This window comes from Collinsella aerofaciens (assembly GCF_028209885.1).
Classification (GTDB): domain Bacteria; phylum Actinomycetota; class Coriobacteriia; order Coriobacteriales; family Coriobacteriaceae; genus Collinsella; species Collinsella aerofaciens_BA.
Genome location: NZ_JAQLEM010000011.1, coordinates 1 through 17325, shown reverse-complemented (window position 1 = coordinate 17325; position 17325 = coordinate 1). Strand labels below are relative to the sequence as shown.

Sequence of the window (17325 nt, the reverse complement as noted above, 5' to 3'; positions counted from 1 at the left end):
AAAATCGCTGCTACTAATTTGGTGACAGTACTCATATTTGGCCTTTTTTGACCACTGCCCCTTGGTCCAAGGCAAAACGGCCGCTCGAATCATGCGGCAGGTCCATTTTCGACTATCCTCAGCTTGCCAGCTCGAAAATGGACCCGCCCCAAGATTGAATCTTTATTCCAACTTTACACCTAGGTTTACAGCTGTCTTGTCAGCTGTAAACCTAGGTGTCATACTAAAGCCCCAAGATTCGCCAAAAGAGAGGGGCCTTGATGGCACAGAGCGCGAACATGGATGCGTCGGAGCTTGCGCGCGATATCGCGGCCGGCCTGGCATCGGCAACGACGGCAACGGAGCGCGCGGCATTGGTGCCCGCAGAGCTCGTCGAGGCCATTCAGCAACTAAAAACCCAACGTGACGCGGTGATCTTGGCGCACTACTATGTGGCGCCCGAGGTCCAAGCCGTTGCCGATTACGTCGGCGACAGCTTCTACCTGGCAAAGCTTGCCAAGAGCCTGCCGCAGCAGACTATCGTTCTGTGCGGCGTGGAGTTTATGGGCGAGAGCGCCAAGCTGCTCAACCCCACCAAGACCGTGCTGCTGCCCGAGCCGGGCGCGGACTGCCCCATGGCTCATATGGTCAAGCGCGAGACGGTCGACGCTGCCCGCGCCGAGTACGGCGACGACCTGGCCGTGGTGTGCTACGTCAACTCCACGGTCGAGATCAAGAGCTGGAGCGACGTGTGCGTTACCAGCTCTAACGCCGTCAAGATTGTCTCCGAGCTGCCGCAGCAGCACATCTTGTTCATTCCCGACCAAAACCTGGGCCGCTTTGTGGCCGAGCAGGTGCCCCAAAAGCACGTCATCCTCAACAACGGCTACTGCCCGCGTCATCACATCATTACCGTCGAGCAGATCGTCGACGCGCAGGAGGCGCACCCCGACGCGCTCGTGCTGGCTCACCCCGAGTGCAAGGCCGACGTCCTGGCCGAGGCTGACTACATCGGCTCTACTGCCGGCATCATCAAGTATGCCGAGGAGTCGGACGCGAGCGAGTTCATCATCGTGACGGTCCGCGGCGTGCTCTACGAACTCGAGCGCCGCTGCCAGGGCACCGGCAAGAAGTTCTACTTCCCTGCGGTGCAGCCCACCTGCGTCAACATGGATCTCATCACGCTCGAAAAGCTCGTGCACTGCCTGGAGACGGGCGAGGGCGAGGTGCAGATTGGCGTGTCGGACGAGGCCGCCGATCAGGCCAAGCTCACGCTCGACCGCATGCTCGAGTACGCGGCGCGCTAAGCCAATGTGACATGAGGGACCATCCCTTATGCCACATTACAAGGGAGAGGATTCCTGTGGAAAACAAACAATACCCCGATATGGAGTGTGACGTCGTCATTGCTGGTTGCGGCGTGGCGGGCCTGTATGCGGCTCTCAATCTGCCGACGAGCACGCGCGTAATCATGCTCTCCAAGGGTGCCGTCGATGAGTGCGATTCGATGCTCGCGCAGGGCGGCATCTGTGTACTGCCCGAGGGTTCTGACTACGACGCCTTCTTTGAGGACACCATGCATGCCGGCCACTACGAGAACCGCCGCGAGAGCGTTGACATCATGATTCGCTCGAGCCGCTCGGTCATCAACGACCTGCTAGCGATGGGCGTGGACTTTGAGCGCAAGGACGACGGCAGCCTCGACTTTACCCGCGAGGGCGCGCACAGCCGCCCGCGCATCGCCTTCCATGCCGATATTACGGGCAAGGAGATTACGACCAAGCTGCTCCAGGCTGTCCGCAAGCTGGATAACGTGCAGATTCTCGAACACGTTGCCATGACCGACATCCTGACCGCCGAGCGCGATGACGCCACGGTGTGCACCGGCGTCGTCGCCGTCGCCGTGGACGAGGACAACTCGGTTCGTCCCGCCGACGAGCTGGCAAACGCCGCCGAGGGCGTGCATGCCGGCGAGCCGTTTAAGATCCATGCCCGCCACACGCTGTGGGCTACGGGCGGTATCGGCGGCGTGTACGACCATTCGACTAACTACCCGCAGCTCACGGGCGATGCCTGCTACATCGCGCAGGAGCATGGCATCACGATGGAGCACCTGGACTACGTGCAGATTCACCCCACGGGTCTGTTCTCGCCGCAGCCGGGCCGCACCTTCCTGATCAGCGAGAGCTGCCGCGGTGAGGGCGCGATTCTGCTCAATGCCGCCGGCAAGCGTTTTACCGACGAGCTGCAGCCGCGCGACGTTGTCGCCGCCGCCATCCGCGAGCAGATGAAGCAGGACGGCACCGAGCACGAGTGGCTGAGCTTTGCCCCCGTCGAGCGCGACGTGGTGACCGGGCACTTTGCCAATATCCGCGCGCGCTGCCTGGAGGACGGCCGCGACATCCTGGACGAGCCCATTCCCGTCACACCCACGCAGCACTACTTTATGGGCGGCGTATGGGTCGACAAGGACGGCCGCACCTCGATGCCCGAGCTCTACGCCGCCGGCGAGACGGCCTGCAATGGCGTGCACGGCAAGAACCGCCTGGCTTCTAACAGCCTGCTCGAGTCTCTGGTTTGGGGCCGCCGCGCCGCGTGGTACATGCGCACCGGCGAGTCGCTGGCCGTGGAGCAGGCCGGTGAGCCCGCGCTTGACGGGCGTCACCGCGCCCTGAGCGCCGACCCCCTGGCAATCGATGATTTGGCCCGTGCCGCCGGCACGCAGGCCGTGGAGGAGTAGACCATGAATCCCATTACCATGAAGCTCGTCGTCGATGATCTGATTTTGCAGGCTCTGCGCGAGGACATCACGTTTGAGGACGTGAGTACGGCGAGCGTGTGCCCCACGGCGCGCCCCGCTACCGTTGAGCTCATCGCCAAGGCCGACGGCATTATCGCCGGCCTGGACGTATTCGCCCGCACCTTTGAGCTGCTGGATCCGCAGAGCTCCGTGTTGTTCGATGTCTCGGATGGCGACGAGGTGCACGCCGGCGATCACGTGGGCCAGGTGCGCGGCGACGCGCGCGTGCTGCTTTCGGGCGAGCGCGTGGCGCTCAACTACCTGCAGCGCATGAGCGGTATCGCTACTTACACGCATCGGATGGCGGCTGCGCTCGTGGGCACCAAGACCGTGCTTGTCGACACGCGCAAGACCACGCCGGGCATGCGCGTCTTCGAGAAGGCCGCGGTCGAGATCGGCGGTGGCAGCAACCACCGCTATAACCTGTCGACTGCCGTCATGCTCAAGGACAACCACATCGACGCCGCCGGTGGCGTGGCACGCGCGATTGAGATGGCGCGCGCCCATGCGTCGTTTACCACGACGGTCGAGATTGAGTGCGAGAACCTGGATATGGTGCGCGAGGCAGTTGAGGCCGGTGCCGACATCATCATGTTCGACAACATGACCCACGACGACATGGCTGCCGCTATCGAGCTTATCGCCGGTCGCGCCAAGACCGAGTGCTCGGGCAACGTGGACGCCAACAATATCCGCGCGCTTGCCGACCTGGGCGTTGACTTTATCAGCTCGGGGGCGCTGACGCATTCTGCGCCGATTCTCGACCTCTCGCTCAAGCACCTGCGTCTGCTGGACGGTAAATAATGGACGCCCGCGAGCGTCGCCGTGCCATCATGGCCGTGCTTGAGAGCGCCAAAGATCCTGTCTCGGGCAGTGCGCTTGCCCGCGAGGTGGGCGTGAGCCGTCAGGTCGTGGTGCAGGACATCGCCCTGCTGCGCGCCGACGGGCACGATATCGTCGCCACCAATCGCGGCTATGTACTACAGGAGGCGGCGAGCAGCCCGGCTGTGCCCACGCGTCTGGTCAAGGTTCGCCACGGCGTGGAGCAAGCGGGCGATGAGCTCACGAGCATCGTCGACGCGGGCGGCGCCGTGCTCAACGTGATCGTCAATCACCGCGTGTACGGCAAGATCACGGCCGACCTGGACATCCGCAATCGTCGCGATGTTGAGCGCTACCTGCACGATATCGAGAGCGGTAAGAGCTTTCCGCTGCTGACGGTAACCAGCGGCTATCACTTCCACCGCATTGCGGCAGAAGACGAGCAAACCCTCGACGAGATCGAGGCCATGCTCAAGGAGAAGGGCTATCTGGCAGACCTAATGCCCTACGAAGATGACCTGTCCTAGTAACGACGAATGCAAAAGGAGGCCTCCGCGGCGATGCGGAGGCCTCCTTTTTTGTGCACGGTGTACTTGTGAGTGTGCAAGTGGGGGAGTTGTTACTCCTCGACGATCTCGGTGATCGCGCCGGCGGGGCAAGCGTCCTGGCAAGCGCCACAGGCGACGCAGGAATCCTCGTCAGCGACGGTAGCGACGTCCTGGAGCTCCAGAACGCCAGCGGGGCAGGAGTCGACGCAAACGCCACAAGCGATGCACTCGTCGGCATCAATTACGGGATGAGCCATGGTAGTTTCCTCTCTGTTGACCGACGCTACAGGCGATGCGCGTCGGTTTGATTCGGGCAAAAACATACCACGGGAGCGACCGTTTGCAATACCCTCTGACCGGCATCTTCATACCGTTCGCCGAGTATGCTACGGCTTACTAAAAAACATGCAGGTGAGGCCGTTGAGCTGCGCAAATGTTAGCTATAGGTGACTTGTAATATAGAGCGATTGAGCGCGCCTGCGGAAAGGGCATCCCGTTATTTGGCCGAAAACCGGGTCGCAGTTTCCGGTTGGGCCCGCTAGAGGAAACTGCGACCCGGAATCCACGCTCAAACCGGGATGAACTTTCCGCAAGACGGCCCCCCAGGCACCCCCGGACGCAAACCTCAGCCATCTCTACATAGATCTCAATAGATCTGCCGAGAACTCAAACAGTGTATCTACCTGCGCATTTGAGAACCTAAACTCTCAGAGATAAGAAATCTTATATGAATTGACTTAGATTTTGTATATTCCGGCCCATAAGGGGATACACTACATCCTGAAAGACAAGCCGAAGCGCCGCGCGACAGACCGTCGAGGCGGCGCGAACGCAAAAGAGAGAGGGAATTTCTAATGAGTAAGATTCTTGGTATCGACCTTGGTACTACTAACTCCGCTATGGCCGTCCTCGAGGGCGGTTCTCCGACCATTATCGTGAACGCCGAGGGCGACCGCACCACCCCGTCCGTTGTGGGCTTCCGTGCTGACGGCGACCGCGTCGTGGGTAAGGCCGCTAAGAACCAGGCTGTCACCAACCCCAAGAACACCGTGTTCTCCATCAAGCGTTTCATGGGCCGCAAGTACTCCGAGTGCACCTCCGAGATCAAGACCGTGCCGTATGAGGTCAAGGAGGGCCAGGGTGGCCGTGCCGTCGTCGATATCGAGGGCAAGGATTACACCGCCGAGCAGGTGAGCGCCATGACGCTCGCAAAGATGAAGGCCGACGCCGAGAAGTATCTGGGCGAGACCGTCACCGACGCCGTCATCACCGTCCCGGCCTACTTCAACGACGCCCAGCGTCAGGCCACCAAGGATGCTGGTAAGATCGCCGGCCTCAACGTCAAGCGTATCGTCAACGAGCCGACCGCTGCCGCTCTTGCCTATGGTCTGGACAAGCAGGGCACCGACCAGCGCATCCTGGTCTTCGACCTGGGCGGCGGCACCTTCGATGTCTCCATCCTCGACCTCGCCGACGGCGTGTTTGAGGTTCTGTCCACCTCGGGCGACAACCACCTGGGCGGCGACGACTGGGATCAGCGCGTCATCGACTGGATGGCCGACAAGTTCCAGCAGGAGAACGGTGTCGACCTGCGTCAGGACCCCATGGCCCTGCAGCGTCTGAAGGAGGCCGCCGAGAACGCCAAGAAGGAGCTCTCCGCGGCGCAGCAGTCCACCATTAACCTGCCGTTCATTACCATGAACCAGTCCGGCCCGCTGCACCTCAACTACACGCTGACCCGCGCCGAGTTCGAGAAGATCACCCGCGACCTGCTCGAGCGTTGCAAGCAGCCTGTCACCAACGCCCTGCGCGACGCCAAGCTCAAGCTCTCCGATCTGACCGAGGTCATCCTCGTCGGCGGCTCCACCCGTATGCCCGCTGTCCAGGATCTGGTCAAGACCATGACCGGCAAGCAGCCCAACATGTCCGTGAACCCCGACGAGGTCGTTGCCGACGGCGCTGCCGTCCAGGGCGGCGTGCTCACCGGTGACGTCGAGGGCATCCTGCTGCTCGACGTTACCCCGCTGTCGCTGGGCGTCGAGACCATGGGCGGCATCATGACCAAGATGATTGACCGCAACACCACGATCCCGACCTCCAAGACCGAGGTCTACTCCACCGCTGCCGACAACCAGACCAGCGTCGAGATCAACGTGCTCCAGGGCGAGCGCGAGCTTGCCCGCGACAACAAGTCGCTCGGTAAGTTCCAGCTGACCGGCATTCCGGCTGCCCGCCGCGGCGTGCCGCAGATCGAGGTCACCTTCGACATCGACGCCAACGGCATCGTCAAGGTCTCCGCCAAGGACAAGGGCACCGGCAAGGAGCAGCAGATCACCATTTCCGGCTCCACCGCTCTGTCCGACGACGAAGTCGATCGTATGGTCAAGGACGCCGAAGCTCATGCCGAGGAGGACAAGAAGCAGAAGGAAGAGGTCGAGGTCCGCAACCAGACCGACAGCCTGTGCTACTCCACTGAGCAGACCCTCAACGAGCTGGGCGACAAGGTTTCCGCCGACGTGAAGTCCAAGGCCGAGGCCGCTATCGCCGACGCCAAGAAGGCGCTCGAGGGCTCTGACGTCGAAGCCATCAAGGCCGCCGGCGAGTCCCTGCAGTCCGTGGCCTACGAGCTGGCCCAGGTTGTCTACGCCGACGCTCAGCAGCAGACCGACGGTGCCGCCGGTGCCCAGCCTGCCGACGATGACGTTGTCGACGCCGACTACGAGGTTGTGGACGACGAGGACAAGTAATCATGTCCGCCCGTAAAGCTCGCACGGAGGCGGCTGCCGCTGGCGCCGCCCCCGTTGACTCTGAGGAGAAGGACGTGAAGATTCCCGTAGAGGCCGTCGACGATACCGAGGCCAACGAGGCCGAGGCCGCCGAGGCTGCCGAGAACCAGGTAGAGGATTCCAACAAGGAGGCGACGATGACCGAGGACGAGATGGTGGAAGCCGCTATCCGCGCTGGTGAGGAAGCCGCCGACAACGACTTTAAGCTCAAGTTCGAGCAGGCCCAGAAGGAGCTTGCCGACGTGCGCAATGAGCTCGATGCTGCGGCAGAGGCTCAGAAGGCCGCCGAGGACAAGGCAAAGGACGCCACCGAGCGCACTGCCCGTCTGCAGGCCGACTGGGAGAACTTCCGTCGCCGCACCGCCAACGAGCGCATCGCCGAGCGCGAGCGCGCGACCGAGAAGCTCGTCACTGCGCTGCTGCCGGTGGTTGACGATATCGAGCGTGCAATCGACCATGCCCGTAGCCAGGAGCTTTCCGACGATTTTAAGCAGTTCGTCGATGGCGTTGACGCGGTGCATGCCAAGCTGCTCGATGTGTTTGCGCACGAGGGCGTTGAGCCCATCGACCCCAAGGGCGAGGCGTTCGACCCGCTCGAGCACCAGGCCGTGGGGCGTGTCGAGGACGCATCGCAGTACGACGAGACCGTCAACGACGTGTACCAGAAGGGCTACCGCATGGCGGATCGCATCCTGCGTTCCGCGATGGTGACGGTGACCTACGGTGGCGAGAAGCGCCCCGCACCGGAGCCCGAAGCGGCGCCCGAGGATGCTACGGCCGATACGGCCGAGAGCACCGAGGAGTAATTGAGAAGGGCCCCGGGGCAACACCCGGGGCCCTTTCTGACCTAGTGCCATATGAAAGCATGGGCCGCCGCCCGCATGGACGGCGGACGTAACAGGAGAGGAGCTACGATGGCTGCAGGCAAAACCTTCTATGACATCCTGGGCGTATCCAAGAGCGCCTCCGACAAAGAGATCAAGAGCGCGTTTCGCAAGCTCGCGCAAAAATATCACCCCGATGCCGGCGGCGACGAGGCCAAGTTTAAGGAGATCAGCGAGGCCTACGAGACGCTTTCGGACGAGAAGAAGCGCAAAGAGTACGACCAGATGCTCATGTTTGGCGGCATGCCGGGCGCGGGCGGCGCGTATGGCGGCGGCTACGGTGCCGGCGCGGGCGCGAGCGGCTGGGGCGACATCTTCGACAGCATCTTCAGCGGCAACGGCGCCTGGGGCAGCGACTGGGGCTCGGGCTTTGCCGGTGCCGCGGGTGCTGCCGGTGCGGGCGCGGGCCGCAACCGCGCACGCAAGGGCGGCGACCTGTCGCTGACCGTCGATGTGACGGCCGAGGACGCGTTTCGCGGCGTGACGCACAAGGTTACCTACCGCATTCCCTCGACGGGCGAGCAGCAGACCATTACGGTCTCGGTGCCTGCGGGCGCGGTCGACGGAGGCAAGCTGCGCTACAAGCGTCGCGGCGAGTACGGCGTTGCCGGAGGCGAGCGCGGCGACCTGGTCGTGACCACGCATGTGGAGGAGCACCCGCTGTTTAAGCGCAAGGGCGCCGATGTGACCATGGAGGTGCCGATCTCGGTCTATGAGGCGGCGCTCGGCTGCACGGTGGATGTGCCCACGCCCGGCGGCGCGACGGTTCGTCTGAAGGTGCCCGCTGGCACCCAGACGGGCAAGAAGTTCCGCTTTAAGGAGATGGGTGCGCCCGACGTTAAGCATCGCGGCCGCACGGGTGCGCTGCTCGTCGAGATCAAGGTGCAGGTCCCCACGAACCTGTCCGACGACGAGCGCGATGCCATGACCAGGCTGCGCGAGGCCGACACGCGCGATTATCGCGAGAAGGTCAACCGTTACAAGGCGACGTTCTAGGGCGGTCGTGGCGCGCGCCCGCGCCCGCGGGCTTATGATGGACGATAACGAGACGGAAAGGGGTCAGGTAGCATGGCCGAGGACAATAGGAACAAACCGCTGTACATGATCAGCGTGGCGGCCGAGCTGACCGGCATGCATCCGCAGACTCTGCGCGTCTACGAGTCCAAGGGCCTGGTGAACCCCCAGCGCTCGGGCGGTAACACGCGCCTGTATTCCCGTGCCGATATCGAGCGTCTGGAACTCATCAACCAACTGACCGACGAGGGCATCAACCTTGCCGGCGTGGTGCGCATCCTCGATATGAAGGAGCGTGCCGAGGAGCGTGAGCGCGAGAACGAAAAGCTCCGTGCTCGCGTGCGCCAGCTCGAGGACGAGCTGCATGAGTACAAGATGCAGAAGAAGATCACCGCCCTGGCCCCGCGCGACGGCTCGGTCAACCCCGAGCAAGTCATGCGCAAGCTTTTGGGTGCCGGCGGAGATTTGTAGTTACGCGGGTTTACCAACCCGCGTAACCAGTTGACGCTGCAAGCCCGTCAGAGCGGCAATCTGCCTTTCAACTTCGGCGGCATGATCAAAAGATCAATGCTGCCTTGTTTCAAGGCACCTTGCTCGCTCTGGCGGGCTTTCGCTGTCTGCGCCAAAACATCGGCGTTGCCGGAGTAGGGTAGTTTGGCACTTGGGGACGTTCCTTTTGTGCCGGCACTTTGGGACACTCCTTGCGCCAAGTCTGCCGGCCCACACCGGACTCGTCCCATGCTTTACCGAGATAAAGTGAACGTGCAGATTCGTAACCCACTTGCAACCGTTCTATGGCACGATATTGAACGAATGTATGCTATGAGCCCAAATCTTTTGGGCAGAGTGGGAGACAGTATGGTCAAGCTGTACGAGGACGGCATCTACCTGCGCGGCGGCAGCGAGGTTGTGCCTGCGGCCGAGGCTGCCGAGCGCGGTATTACGCAGACGCCCGAGGACGCCAAGCGTGGCACCATCGCGTATTCGATCCTTCAGGCACACAACACGTCCGGCGACCCCGAGGCGCTCAAGATTCGTTTCGATGCCATGGCGAGCCACGACATCACCTTTGTCGGCATCATCCAGACGGCGCGCGCCTCGGGCATGGAGCAGTTCCCACTGCCCTACGTGCTCACCAACTGCCACAACTCGCTGTGCGCCGTGGGCGGCACTATCAACGAGGACGACCACGTCTTCGGTCTCTCGGCTGCCAAAAAGTACGGCGGCATCTTCGTTCCGCCCCATATCGCGGTCATCCATTCCTTTATGCGCGAGAACTTCGCCGGCTGCGGCAAGATGATTTTGGGCTCCGACTCGCACACCCGCTACGGCGCCCTGGGCACCATGGCCGTGGGCGAGGGCGGCGGCGAGCTGGCAAAGCAGCTGCTGCGTGACACCTACGACGTCGCCTATCCCGGCGTCGTCGCCATCTACCTCACGGGCGCCCCGCGTCCCGGCGTCGGCCCGCACGATGTGGCGCTCGCCATCATCCGAGCCGTCTTTGCCAAGGGCTACGTTAAGAACAAGGTCATGGAGTTTGTTGGCCCCGGCATCGCGAGCATGACGACCGACTACCGCAACGGCATCGACGTCATGACCACCGAGACCACCTGCCTGTCGAGCATCTGGGCCACCGACGAGGACGCGCACGCGTTTTTGACCATGCACGGCCGCGGCGACGACTACCGCGAACTCAAGCCCGCCGATGTTGCCTACTACGACGGCTGCGTCGAGGTCGATCTGTCGAGCATCAAGCCCATGATCGCGCTGCCGTTCCATCCTTCCAACGGCTTTGAGATCGACGAACTCAACGAGAATCTCGAGGACATCCTGCATGAGGTGGAGCTCGAGGCCGCCAAGATCGGCGAGGGCAAGACGCACTTTAGCCTGCTCGACAAGATCGTCGACGGAAAGCTGCACGTGCAGCAGGGCGTTATCGCCGGCTGCTCGGGCGGCAACTACGACTCCGTGGTCCAGGCTGCCCGCGTGCTCAAGGGCGCCAACACCGGCTGCGGCGAGTTCTCGCTGTCGGTCTATCCCACAAGCCAACCCGTGGCGCTCGAGCTTACACGCCGCGGCTACATCTACGACCTTATGGAGGCCGGCGCGATCGTGCGCACGGCATTCTGCGGCCCGTGCTTTGGCGCCGGCGACACGCCTGCCAACAACGGCCTGTCCATCCGCCACACTACGCGCAACTTCCCCAACCGCGAGGGCTCCAAGCCGGGTAATGGCCAGCTGAGCGCCGTGGCCCTGATGGACGCCCGCTCCATTGCGGCGACGGCTGCCAACGGCGGCGTCCTGACGCCGGCGACCGACCTGCCCGAGGAGACTTGGGACGAGGCCTGCGAGTACACCTTTGACGACGCGCCGTACAAAAAGCGCGTGTACTGGGGCTTTGGCAAGGCGGAGCCTGCCGACGAGCTGGTCGAAGGCCCCAACATCAAGCCGTGGCCCGCGATGGAGCCCCTCGGCGACGACATCCTGCTCAAGGTGTGCTCCAAGATCATGGACCCGGTCACCACGACCGACGAGCTCATTCCTTCGGGCGAGACGAGCTCCTTCCGCTCCAACCCTCTGGGTCTGGCCGAGTTTACTCTGAGCCGTCGCGACCCTGCCTACGTGGGTCGCTCCAAGGAGGTCGATGCGGTGGAGAAGCGCCGCGTTGCCGGTGAAGCCGCGGGCGACCTGGTGGCACTCGATGCTGAGCTTGCCAGCGTGTTTGAGGCACTGACCGGCGCGGGTGTCACGGCCGATGCCAAGGCGACCGAGTACGGCTCTATGCTCTATGCCAAGAAGCCCGGCGACGGTTCCGCCCGCGAGCAGGCCGCAAGCTGCCAGCGCGTGATTGGCGGCCTGGCCAACATCGTCCACGAGTACGCCACCAAGCGCTATCGCTCCAACGTGATGAACTGGGGCATGGTGCCCTTCCAGATGGAGGCGGAGCCCAACTTTGAGGTGGGCGACTACGTCTTTGTGCCGGGTATCCGTGCCGCGCTCGATGGCGACCTGAAGAATATCGCTGCCTACGTGGTGCGTGCCGACGGTGCGGTTGAGCAGATTGAGCTCTACATTGCCGATATGACGGCAGAGGAGCGTGCCATCGTCAAGGCCGGCTGCCTGATCAACTACAACAAGTTCAAGGCCGCTGCCGAGTAACGCACTTAATTGTCCGCCCGGGGCTTACCCTTTCCCGCCCGCTCACGCGCTTCGCGAGGGTCGCGTTCGGGAAAGGGTAAGCCCTGGGCTACATTTCTGCGTTCTCGTTGGGTCTTGAGGGACGCCAATAAATAGACTTGCTTGATGCCGCCTCTGTTAATGGGGCGGCTTCTTTTTGTCGAAAACCACCACAAAGGGAACAGGCGCCTTTGTGGTGGTGGGGAACGAGCTCGATGTTGTTGTGATTGTTGAGCGGTATGTTAATGAGCGTCTCTACAGGATTTCATCTGGGCTGGCGGGCTTGGTTGTTTTGGGGATGCCGAGTTTGGATGACGCGAAATCGTCAACATTGTCCTTAATTCCGTCTTTGGTGTAGACAGTGACCATATAGGTGCTGTGTCCGAATTCGCCCTTGTCGCGTGTTGCCCAGGCATCCCAGTAGGCGGCCCCGTTTCGCCCTTTGATTTTTCCGACACGGCGGAGTTCTGTTCGCTTTAATTTCCGGTTGCTATAGATGGTTCGACCGGCTTCCGCGGTGAGCCCGCACTGTCCAAGCAGCTTGTCGAGGACTTGGTTCATGTGGCGCTCATCGGTGTTTGGTGCGTAGTCGTAGGCGAGGGTGATGGAGTCGAGTGGCTGGTCGTCGATCAGATAGTTTAGCGCCTGAGGTTCAAGGCAGAAATAGGGGGAGCATCCGTCGACCTTGCCGAGCAACGGTAACTTGGACTGCCAACTTCCGGTGGGAATTGCATATTCGTAGAACACGCCACGGCAGACAAAGGAGAGCGAGGTGGCACGCGAGCCGGCGTCGATCATCCCGCAAAGATCGAAGGGCGAGGCGATACCAAAAGAAAAGGGCGTGATGACGATAAGGAAGAGCATCACGATGGGTATGGCGAGAATGGCGATGACGTTGCGACCGGTGGAATGAGACGGCTTCATATGCGCTCCTCGAGACAAAGATCTGTTGACGATAGGCAGAAATGGATATGTTCAGAGAACAATTCAAGTTTAATCTCATGGCGCGAGATGGTCGACCGTTAGCGTCGAAAACCACCACAAAGGTGCCTGTCCCCCTTGTGGTGGTGAGGAGCACGCGGCTTCTTTTGGTAATAGTGTTAGCTGGCAGTATCATTAGTGCAGGTGGCGAAGGTTTGCATTGTGGGGTGTTTTGCCGTGAGCCGTTCTGCCCGTATTGGATTGATTGTCTTGGCGTTTGCGATCGCTGTGGTTGGCGCGGGCGCTGTCGGTATGGCATTTCTACCTGCTGCGGTGACGGAGCCGGTGGTCAAGCCTGTGACTCAATCTGTCGAACTTCTGACCGGCGACGACAAGCCCGAGACCATTACCGTTGATTTTGATGAGCAGCCGGCTGTGCTGGGTATTAGCAATTATCCGCGTATTCAGCTTGGGGCCATGCGCTATACCACGGATACAAGCCTGATCGATAGGGCGTCTGAGCTACTCAAGGGCAAAACATTTAAGCGTTGGTACGGATATGCGTCCTATCGGGCAAAAGCGAACGACATGGTTGGCGGATGCCACTCTTCCATCGAGCTGGACACTGCAAACGGCGCAAAGTTATGTGATGTCTCGTACGATCCGGGCTACGAGGGCAATGAGGGTCCGGGCATCTACATCATGGACGGCGATGTCGCCTATGTCATGGAGGGCGACCAGACCGAGCTCAACGATTTTATGGGTCAGTGTATCCAAGATGCCTATAAACAGACCTGCTTGCCTGACCCGCAGACTGCACGCGATAGTGGGTCTGCCCGTACATGGCTGTTCGAGGATGAGATGCCCTGGACCGTCGAATCGGGAAGTACGGGTTCGGCGAAGGAGTAGAGACCGCGACCACCACAAAGGTGCCTGCCCTCTTTGTGGTGGTTTTCGGTCTGTCTCGATCTGTAACATCTTGGCCGCTAAAAGTGGGCCTGGTGTTACAGATTTAGATTTTTGATCCGGGTGTTTTCTGTTCGTCTCGATTTGTAACAGATAGAGCTCTATTTGCTGACTAGATGTTACAGATTGAGACAAACGGGTGCCGCTGAACAATTCGTCTCGATCTGTAACATCTGGAGCCATAAACAGTCGCTAGATGTTACAGATTGAGATAGTAAGGGGACGAGGCCGCAGCGGGTGAGCGTGCCTGCCCCCTATCTCTTAATCACTCAGAAAATCTTATATATAGAGACTTAGATTTGTGTATAAGATCGAGCGAAGCTGGCAACAATACTTCTCGAACAACGTGAAGCCGCCCCGTAGGGCGGCCGCCCCAAGAGAGGTGATTCCATGAGAATCGATAAGCTAGCAATGACGTCGCGCGAGGCGTTGCAGACCGCCATGAGCACGGCTGCCGACGCGCAGGCCGGTGCGGTGGAGCCGATTCACCTGCTGTCCGCCCTGCTTGGTGCCGGCGAGCGCAATATCTCCGTGATCATCGAGCGCATCGGTGCCGACCCGGCTCAGCTCGCACGCTCCACACAGGATGCCATCGACCACGCGCCCAAGGTTTCGGGCGAGGGTCAGCAGATGGGTCTGTCTAACGAGCTCGTCCGTGTCATCGAAAAGGCCGAGAAGAAGGCCACCAAGATGGGCGACAGCTTTGTGGTGACCGAGCATCTGCTGATGGCACTTGCCGAGGACAAGGGCGAGGCGGGCCGTGTGCTGCGCGATGCCGGCGTGACCAAGGAGCGCATCGAGCAGGTTTACGAGGAGCTGCGCGGCGATGACCGCGTGACGTCTGCTGAGGACAAGACGCAGTTTGAGGCACTGGAACAGTACGGCCGCAATATCTGCGATCTGGCCCGTGCCGGCAAGCTCGACCCGGTCATCGGCCGTACCGATGAGATCCGTCGCACCATCCAGGTCCTGTCCCGCCGCACCAAGAACAACCCCGTGCTCATTGGCGAGCCGGGCGTCGGCAAGACGGCCATCGTCGAGGGCATCGCCCAGCGTATCGTGGCCGGCGACGTGCCGAGCACGCTGCGCGATCGCGACCTCATCGAGCTCGACATGAGCGCGCTGGTCGCCGGCGCCAAGTACCGCGGCGAGTTCGAGGACCGCTTGAAGGCCGTGCTCAAGGAAGTGCAAAAATCGGAAGGCAAGGTCATCCTGTTCATCGATGAGCTCCATACCATCGTGGGCGCGGGTGCAACCGAGGGCTCCATGGACGCCGGCAACATCCTCAAGCCGGCGCTCGCCCGTGGCGACTTGCACGCAATCGGCGCGACTACGCTCGACGAATACCGCAAGTACATCGAGAAGGACGCGGCGCTCGCGCGTCGTTTCCAGACCGTTATGGTGAGCGAACCTACCGTCGAGGACACCATCTCGATTCTGCGTGGCCTCAAGGAGAAGTACGAGATCTTCCACGGCGTACACATCACCGATAGCGCGCTCGTGGCGGCTGCCGACCTCTCCGATCGCTACATCGCCGACCGTTTCCTGCCCGACAAGGCCATCGACCTGGTCGATGAGGCCGCAAGCCGCCTGCGCATGGAGCTCGACAGCATGCCGGTCGAGATCGACGCCACCACGCGTCAGCTCACCCAGCTGCAGATCGAGGAGCAGGCACTCATGAAGGAGACCGATGACGCCTCCAAGGAGCGTCTGGAGGCCCTACGTCAGGAGATCGCCGAGGTCCAGGAAAAGCTCAACGTGCAAAAGGCCGGCTGGCTCAACCAAAAGAACGCCATCGACCACGTGCAGGAGCTCAAGGGCCGGCTCGACGAGGCCAAGAGCGAAGAGGAGCGCGCGACGCGCAACGGCGACCTGGGCCGTGCGTCCGAGCTGCGCTTCTCCGTGATTCCGGGCCTGCAGCAGCAGATTCAGGATTCCGAGGCCGCGCTCGAGGCACAAAAGCAGCAGGACGGCGAGGGCCTCAACGAACAGGTGACCTCCGATGAGATCGCCGAGGTCGTGAGCGCCTGGACCGGCGTGCCCGTCTCCAAGATGATGCAGGGCGAGCTCGACAAGTTGAAGGGCCTGGAGGGCGAGCTGCATAAGCGCGTCATCGGTCAGGACGAGGCCGTCTCCGCCGTCGCCGCGGCTGTGCGTCGCAGCCGTGCGGGCCTCTCCGATCCGGACAAGCCCATCGGCAGCTTCTTCTTCCTGGGCCCCACTGGCGTGGGCAAGACCGAGCTCGCCAAGGCGCTTGCCGAGTGCCTGTTCGACGACGAGCGCGCGCTCGTGCGTATCGATATGTCCGAGTACATGGAGAAGTTCAGCGTTCAGCGTCTGATCGGTGCGCCCCCGGGATACGTGGGTTACGACGAGGGCGGCCAGCTCACCGAGGCCGTGCGCCGTCGTCCCTACTCCGTGATCTTGCTCGACGAGATGGAGAAGGCCCATCCGGATGTCTTTAACGTGCTGTTGCAGGTGCTCGACGACGGCCGTCTGACCGATGGCCAGGGTCGCCAGGTGTCCTTCAAGAACACGATTATCATCATGACGTCCAACGTGGGCTCCAAAGCCATCGCCGATCTGTCCGGTAAGGACGAGGAGGAGATGCGCCATCAGGTCGACGCTGCCATGGCTCAGACCTTCCGCCCCGAGTTCCTCAACCGTATCGACGACATCGTGGTGTTCCATCCGCTCGGCATGGCGCAGATCGAGAAGATCGTCGACATCCAGCTTGCCGACGTCCGCGCGCGTCTGGCCAAGGAGCGCATGACGCTTGCCATCACCCCGGCGGCCAAGCAGATGCTCGCCGTGGGCGGCCTGGACCCGGTCTTTGGCGCCCGTCCGCTCAAGCGTCTGGTCCAGCGCGAGGTCGTGGACGCCATCGCCGCCGCCATCATCGACGGCACGGTGCGCGAGGGCGATCAGGTGACGGTCGATGTCGATAAGGACGGCGGCTTTACCGTCGTGTGCGATAACACGCCGGCGGCCACCTACGAGGTCCCCGATGCCGAGTAGATTTTTGGGACATGCCTTAAAATCTGCCAGCCGTTTCTAAACGCCAAGGGCGGCGGATCCAATTGGGTCCGCCGCCCTTTTTCGTGCGACAATCGATGATGTCGAGCACGATTGCATGGCAAGGAGATATGCAGATGATAGACAAGAACAAGACGAACACGTCGGCGACCGATGCTGCACCCGCCGCACCCAAGCCTGCACCTAAGCCGGCGCCCAAGCCGCGCGATCCCTACATTCGCGCCGAGAACGAGGACGATGACGGCTACGATCCCTACAGCGATCGCCGCCCCGAGCGTGAGCCGATGTTCGAAGCCGATCCGTGGCGCTGAGTGCCACCCAAAAGGCCACCAATAAGTTGCGGTGAAATAGGGACTGTTTTGCAGTTTGACCAGCAAAAACAGTCCCTATTT

General features: G+C 61.7%; 14 protein-coding genes. 12 read left to right on the top strand and 2 right to left on the bottom strand.

Annotation, left to right across the window (positions count from 1 at the left end; translation table 11 throughout):
• The first annotated feature begins 260 nt into the window (after positions 1-260).
• Genes nadA through PMX21_RS04170 form a run of 4 tightly spaced genes read left to right on the top strand, consistent with a single transcriptional unit; the run spans position 261 to position 4128 of the window.
• Positions 261-1286, top strand: a complete 1026-nt coding sequence (gene nadA / locus PMX21_RS04185) for a quinolinate synthase NadA (protein WP_118328570.1) — start codon at positions 261-263, stop codon at positions 1284-1286.
• Between the two features lie 56 nt (positions 1287-1342).
• Positions 1343-2719 (top strand): L-aspartate oxidase, encoded by a 1377-nt coding sequence (locus PMX21_RS04180; protein ID WP_271758233.1) that lies wholly within the window; start codon positions 1343-1345, stop codon positions 2717-2719.
• 3 nt (positions 2720-2722) lie between these two features.
• The gene (nadC, locus tag PMX21_RS04175; RefSeq protein ID WP_271758231.1) at positions 2723-3583 is read left to right on the top strand and encodes a carboxylating nicotinate-nucleotide diphosphorylase; all 861 of its coding nucleotides are present in this window, start codon (positions 2723-2725) and stop codon (positions 3581-3583) included.
• Positions 3583-4128 carry a transcription repressor NadR gene (locus PMX21_RS04170; protein ID WP_117746521.1) on the top strand — a complete coding sequence of 182 codons (546 nt, stop codon included), beginning with the start codon at positions 3583-3585 and terminating at the stop codon, positions 4126-4128. The genes nadC and PMX21_RS04170 overlap by 1 nt, the downstream gene beginning before the upstream one ends.
• Before the next feature lie 92 nt (positions 4129-4220).
• On the opposite strand, the gene PMX21_RS04165 is transcribed toward PMX21_RS04170, so the two are convergent.
• Positions 4221-4472, bottom strand: a complete 252-nt coding sequence (locus tag PMX21_RS04165) for an indolepyruvate ferredoxin oxidoreductase subunit alpha (RefSeq protein WP_158564522.1) — start codon at positions 4470-4472, stop codon at positions 4221-4223.
• Between the two features lie 531 nt (positions 4473-5003).
• Here PMX21_RS04165 and dnaK point away from each other — a divergent pair.
• The 5 genes from dnaK to PMX21_RS04140 all read left to right on the top strand — a co-directional run bounded on the left by dnaK (position 5004) and on the right by PMX21_RS04140 (position 11992).
• The gene (dnaK, locus tag PMX21_RS04160) at positions 5004-6896 is read left to right on the top strand and encodes a molecular chaperone DnaK (protein WP_117564548.1); all 1893 of its coding nucleotides are present in this window, start codon (positions 5004-5006) and stop codon (positions 6894-6896) included.
• 2 nt (positions 6897-6898) lie between these two features.
• A complete protein-coding gene (locus PMX21_RS04155; protein ID WP_117797293.1) occupies positions 6899-7741 on the top strand; it encodes a nucleotide exchange factor GrpE in 843 nt (280 codons plus the stop codon).
• 108 nt (positions 7742-7849) lie between these two features.
• Complete coding sequence (locus tag PMX21_RS04150; protein ID WP_195246724.1) at positions 7850-8815, top strand: DnaJ C-terminal domain-containing protein; 966 nt, start codon at positions 7850-7852, stop codon at positions 8813-8815.
• Positions 8816-8887: 72 nt separating this feature from the next.
• A complete protein-coding gene (locus tag PMX21_RS04145) occupies positions 8888-9304 on the top strand; it encodes a heat shock protein transcriptional repressor HspR (RefSeq protein ID WP_006235210.1) in 417 nt (138 codons plus the stop codon).
• A gap of 387 nt (positions 9305-9691) precedes the next feature.
• Positions 9692-11992 carry a hydratase gene (locus PMX21_RS04140; protein ID WP_271758227.1) on the top strand — a complete coding sequence of 767 codons (2301 nt, stop codon included), beginning with the start codon at positions 9692-9694 and terminating at the stop codon, positions 11990-11992.
• Positions 11993-12265: 273 nt separating this feature from the next.
• On the opposite strand, the gene PMX21_RS04135 is transcribed toward PMX21_RS04140, so the two are convergent.
• On the bottom strand, positions 12266-12934 hold the full coding sequence (locus tag PMX21_RS04135) for a hypothetical protein (protein ID WP_195232853.1): 669 nt from the start codon (positions 12932-12934) through the stop codon (positions 12266-12268).
• A gap of 234 nt (positions 12935-13168) precedes the next feature.
• Between PMX21_RS04135 and PMX21_RS04130 the strand changes: the two genes are divergently transcribed.
• From PMX21_RS04130 to PMX21_RS04120, 3 genes are all read left to right on the top strand, one after another.
• Positions 13169-13840: a hypothetical protein gene (locus PMX21_RS04130; protein WP_195919410.1), complete on the top strand. Its 672-nt coding sequence runs from the start codon at positions 13169-13171 to the stop codon at positions 13838-13840.
• 447 nt (positions 13841-14287) lie between these two features.
• Positions 14288-16915 carry an ATP-dependent chaperone ClpB gene (gene clpB, locus PMX21_RS04125; protein WP_271758224.1) on the top strand — a complete coding sequence of 876 codons (2628 nt, stop codon included), beginning with the start codon at positions 14288-14290 and terminating at the stop codon, positions 16913-16915.
• 134 nt (positions 16916-17049) lie between these two features.
• Entirely contained in the window at positions 17050-17244 is a 195-nt protein-coding gene (locus PMX21_RS04120; protein WP_229055616.1) for a hypothetical protein, read from the top strand.
• The last annotated feature ends 81 nt before the right edge of the window (positions 17245-17325 follow it).

What these genes read in the sequence shown, in the direction of transcription:
- nadA (WP_118328570.1), top strand. Translation starts at nt 261, where the DNA reads ATGGCACAGAGCGCGAACATGGATGCGTCGGAGCTTGCGCGCGATATC.
- nadC (WP_271758231.1), top strand. Translation starts at nt 2,723, where the DNA reads ATGAATCCCATTACCATGAAGCTCGTCGTCGATGATCTGATTTTGCAG.
- PMX21_RS04170 (WP_117746521.1), top strand. Translation starts at nt 3,583, where the DNA reads ATGGACGCCCGCGAGCGTCGCCGTGCCATCATGGCCGTGCTTGAGAGC.
- PMX21_RS04165 (WP_158564522.1), bottom strand. Translation starts at nt 4,472, where the DNA reads ATGTTTTTGCCCGAATCAAACCGACGCGCATCGCCTGTAGCGTCGGTC.
- dnaK (WP_117564548.1), top strand. Translation starts at nt 5,004, where the DNA reads ATGAGTAAGATTCTTGGTATCGACCTTGGTACTACTAACTCCGCTATG.
- PMX21_RS04155 (WP_117797293.1), top strand. Translation starts at nt 6,899, where the DNA reads ATGTCCGCCCGTAAAGCTCGCACGGAGGCGGCTGCCGCTGGCGCCGCC.
- PMX21_RS04150 (WP_195246724.1), top strand. Translation starts at nt 7,850, where the DNA reads ATGGCTGCAGGCAAAACCTTCTATGACATCCTGGGCGTATCCAAGAGC.
- PMX21_RS04145 (WP_006235210.1), top strand. Translation starts at nt 8,888, where the DNA reads ATGGCCGAGGACAATAGGAACAAACCGCTGTACATGATCAGCGTGGCG.
- PMX21_RS04140 (WP_271758227.1), top strand. Translation starts at nt 9,692, where the DNA reads ATGGTCAAGCTGTACGAGGACGGCATCTACCTGCGCGGCGGCAGCGAG.
- PMX21_RS04135 (WP_195232853.1), bottom strand. Translation starts at nt 12,934, where the DNA reads ATGAAGCCGTCTCATTCCACCGGTCGCAACGTCATCGCCATTCTCGCC.
- clpB (WP_271758224.1), top strand. Translation starts at nt 14,288, where the DNA reads ATGAGAATCGATAAGCTAGCAATGACGTCGCGCGAGGCGTTGCAGACC.
- PMX21_RS04120 (WP_229055616.1), top strand. Translation starts at nt 17,050, where the DNA reads ATGATAGACAAGAACAAGACGAACACGTCGGCGACCGATGCTGCACCC.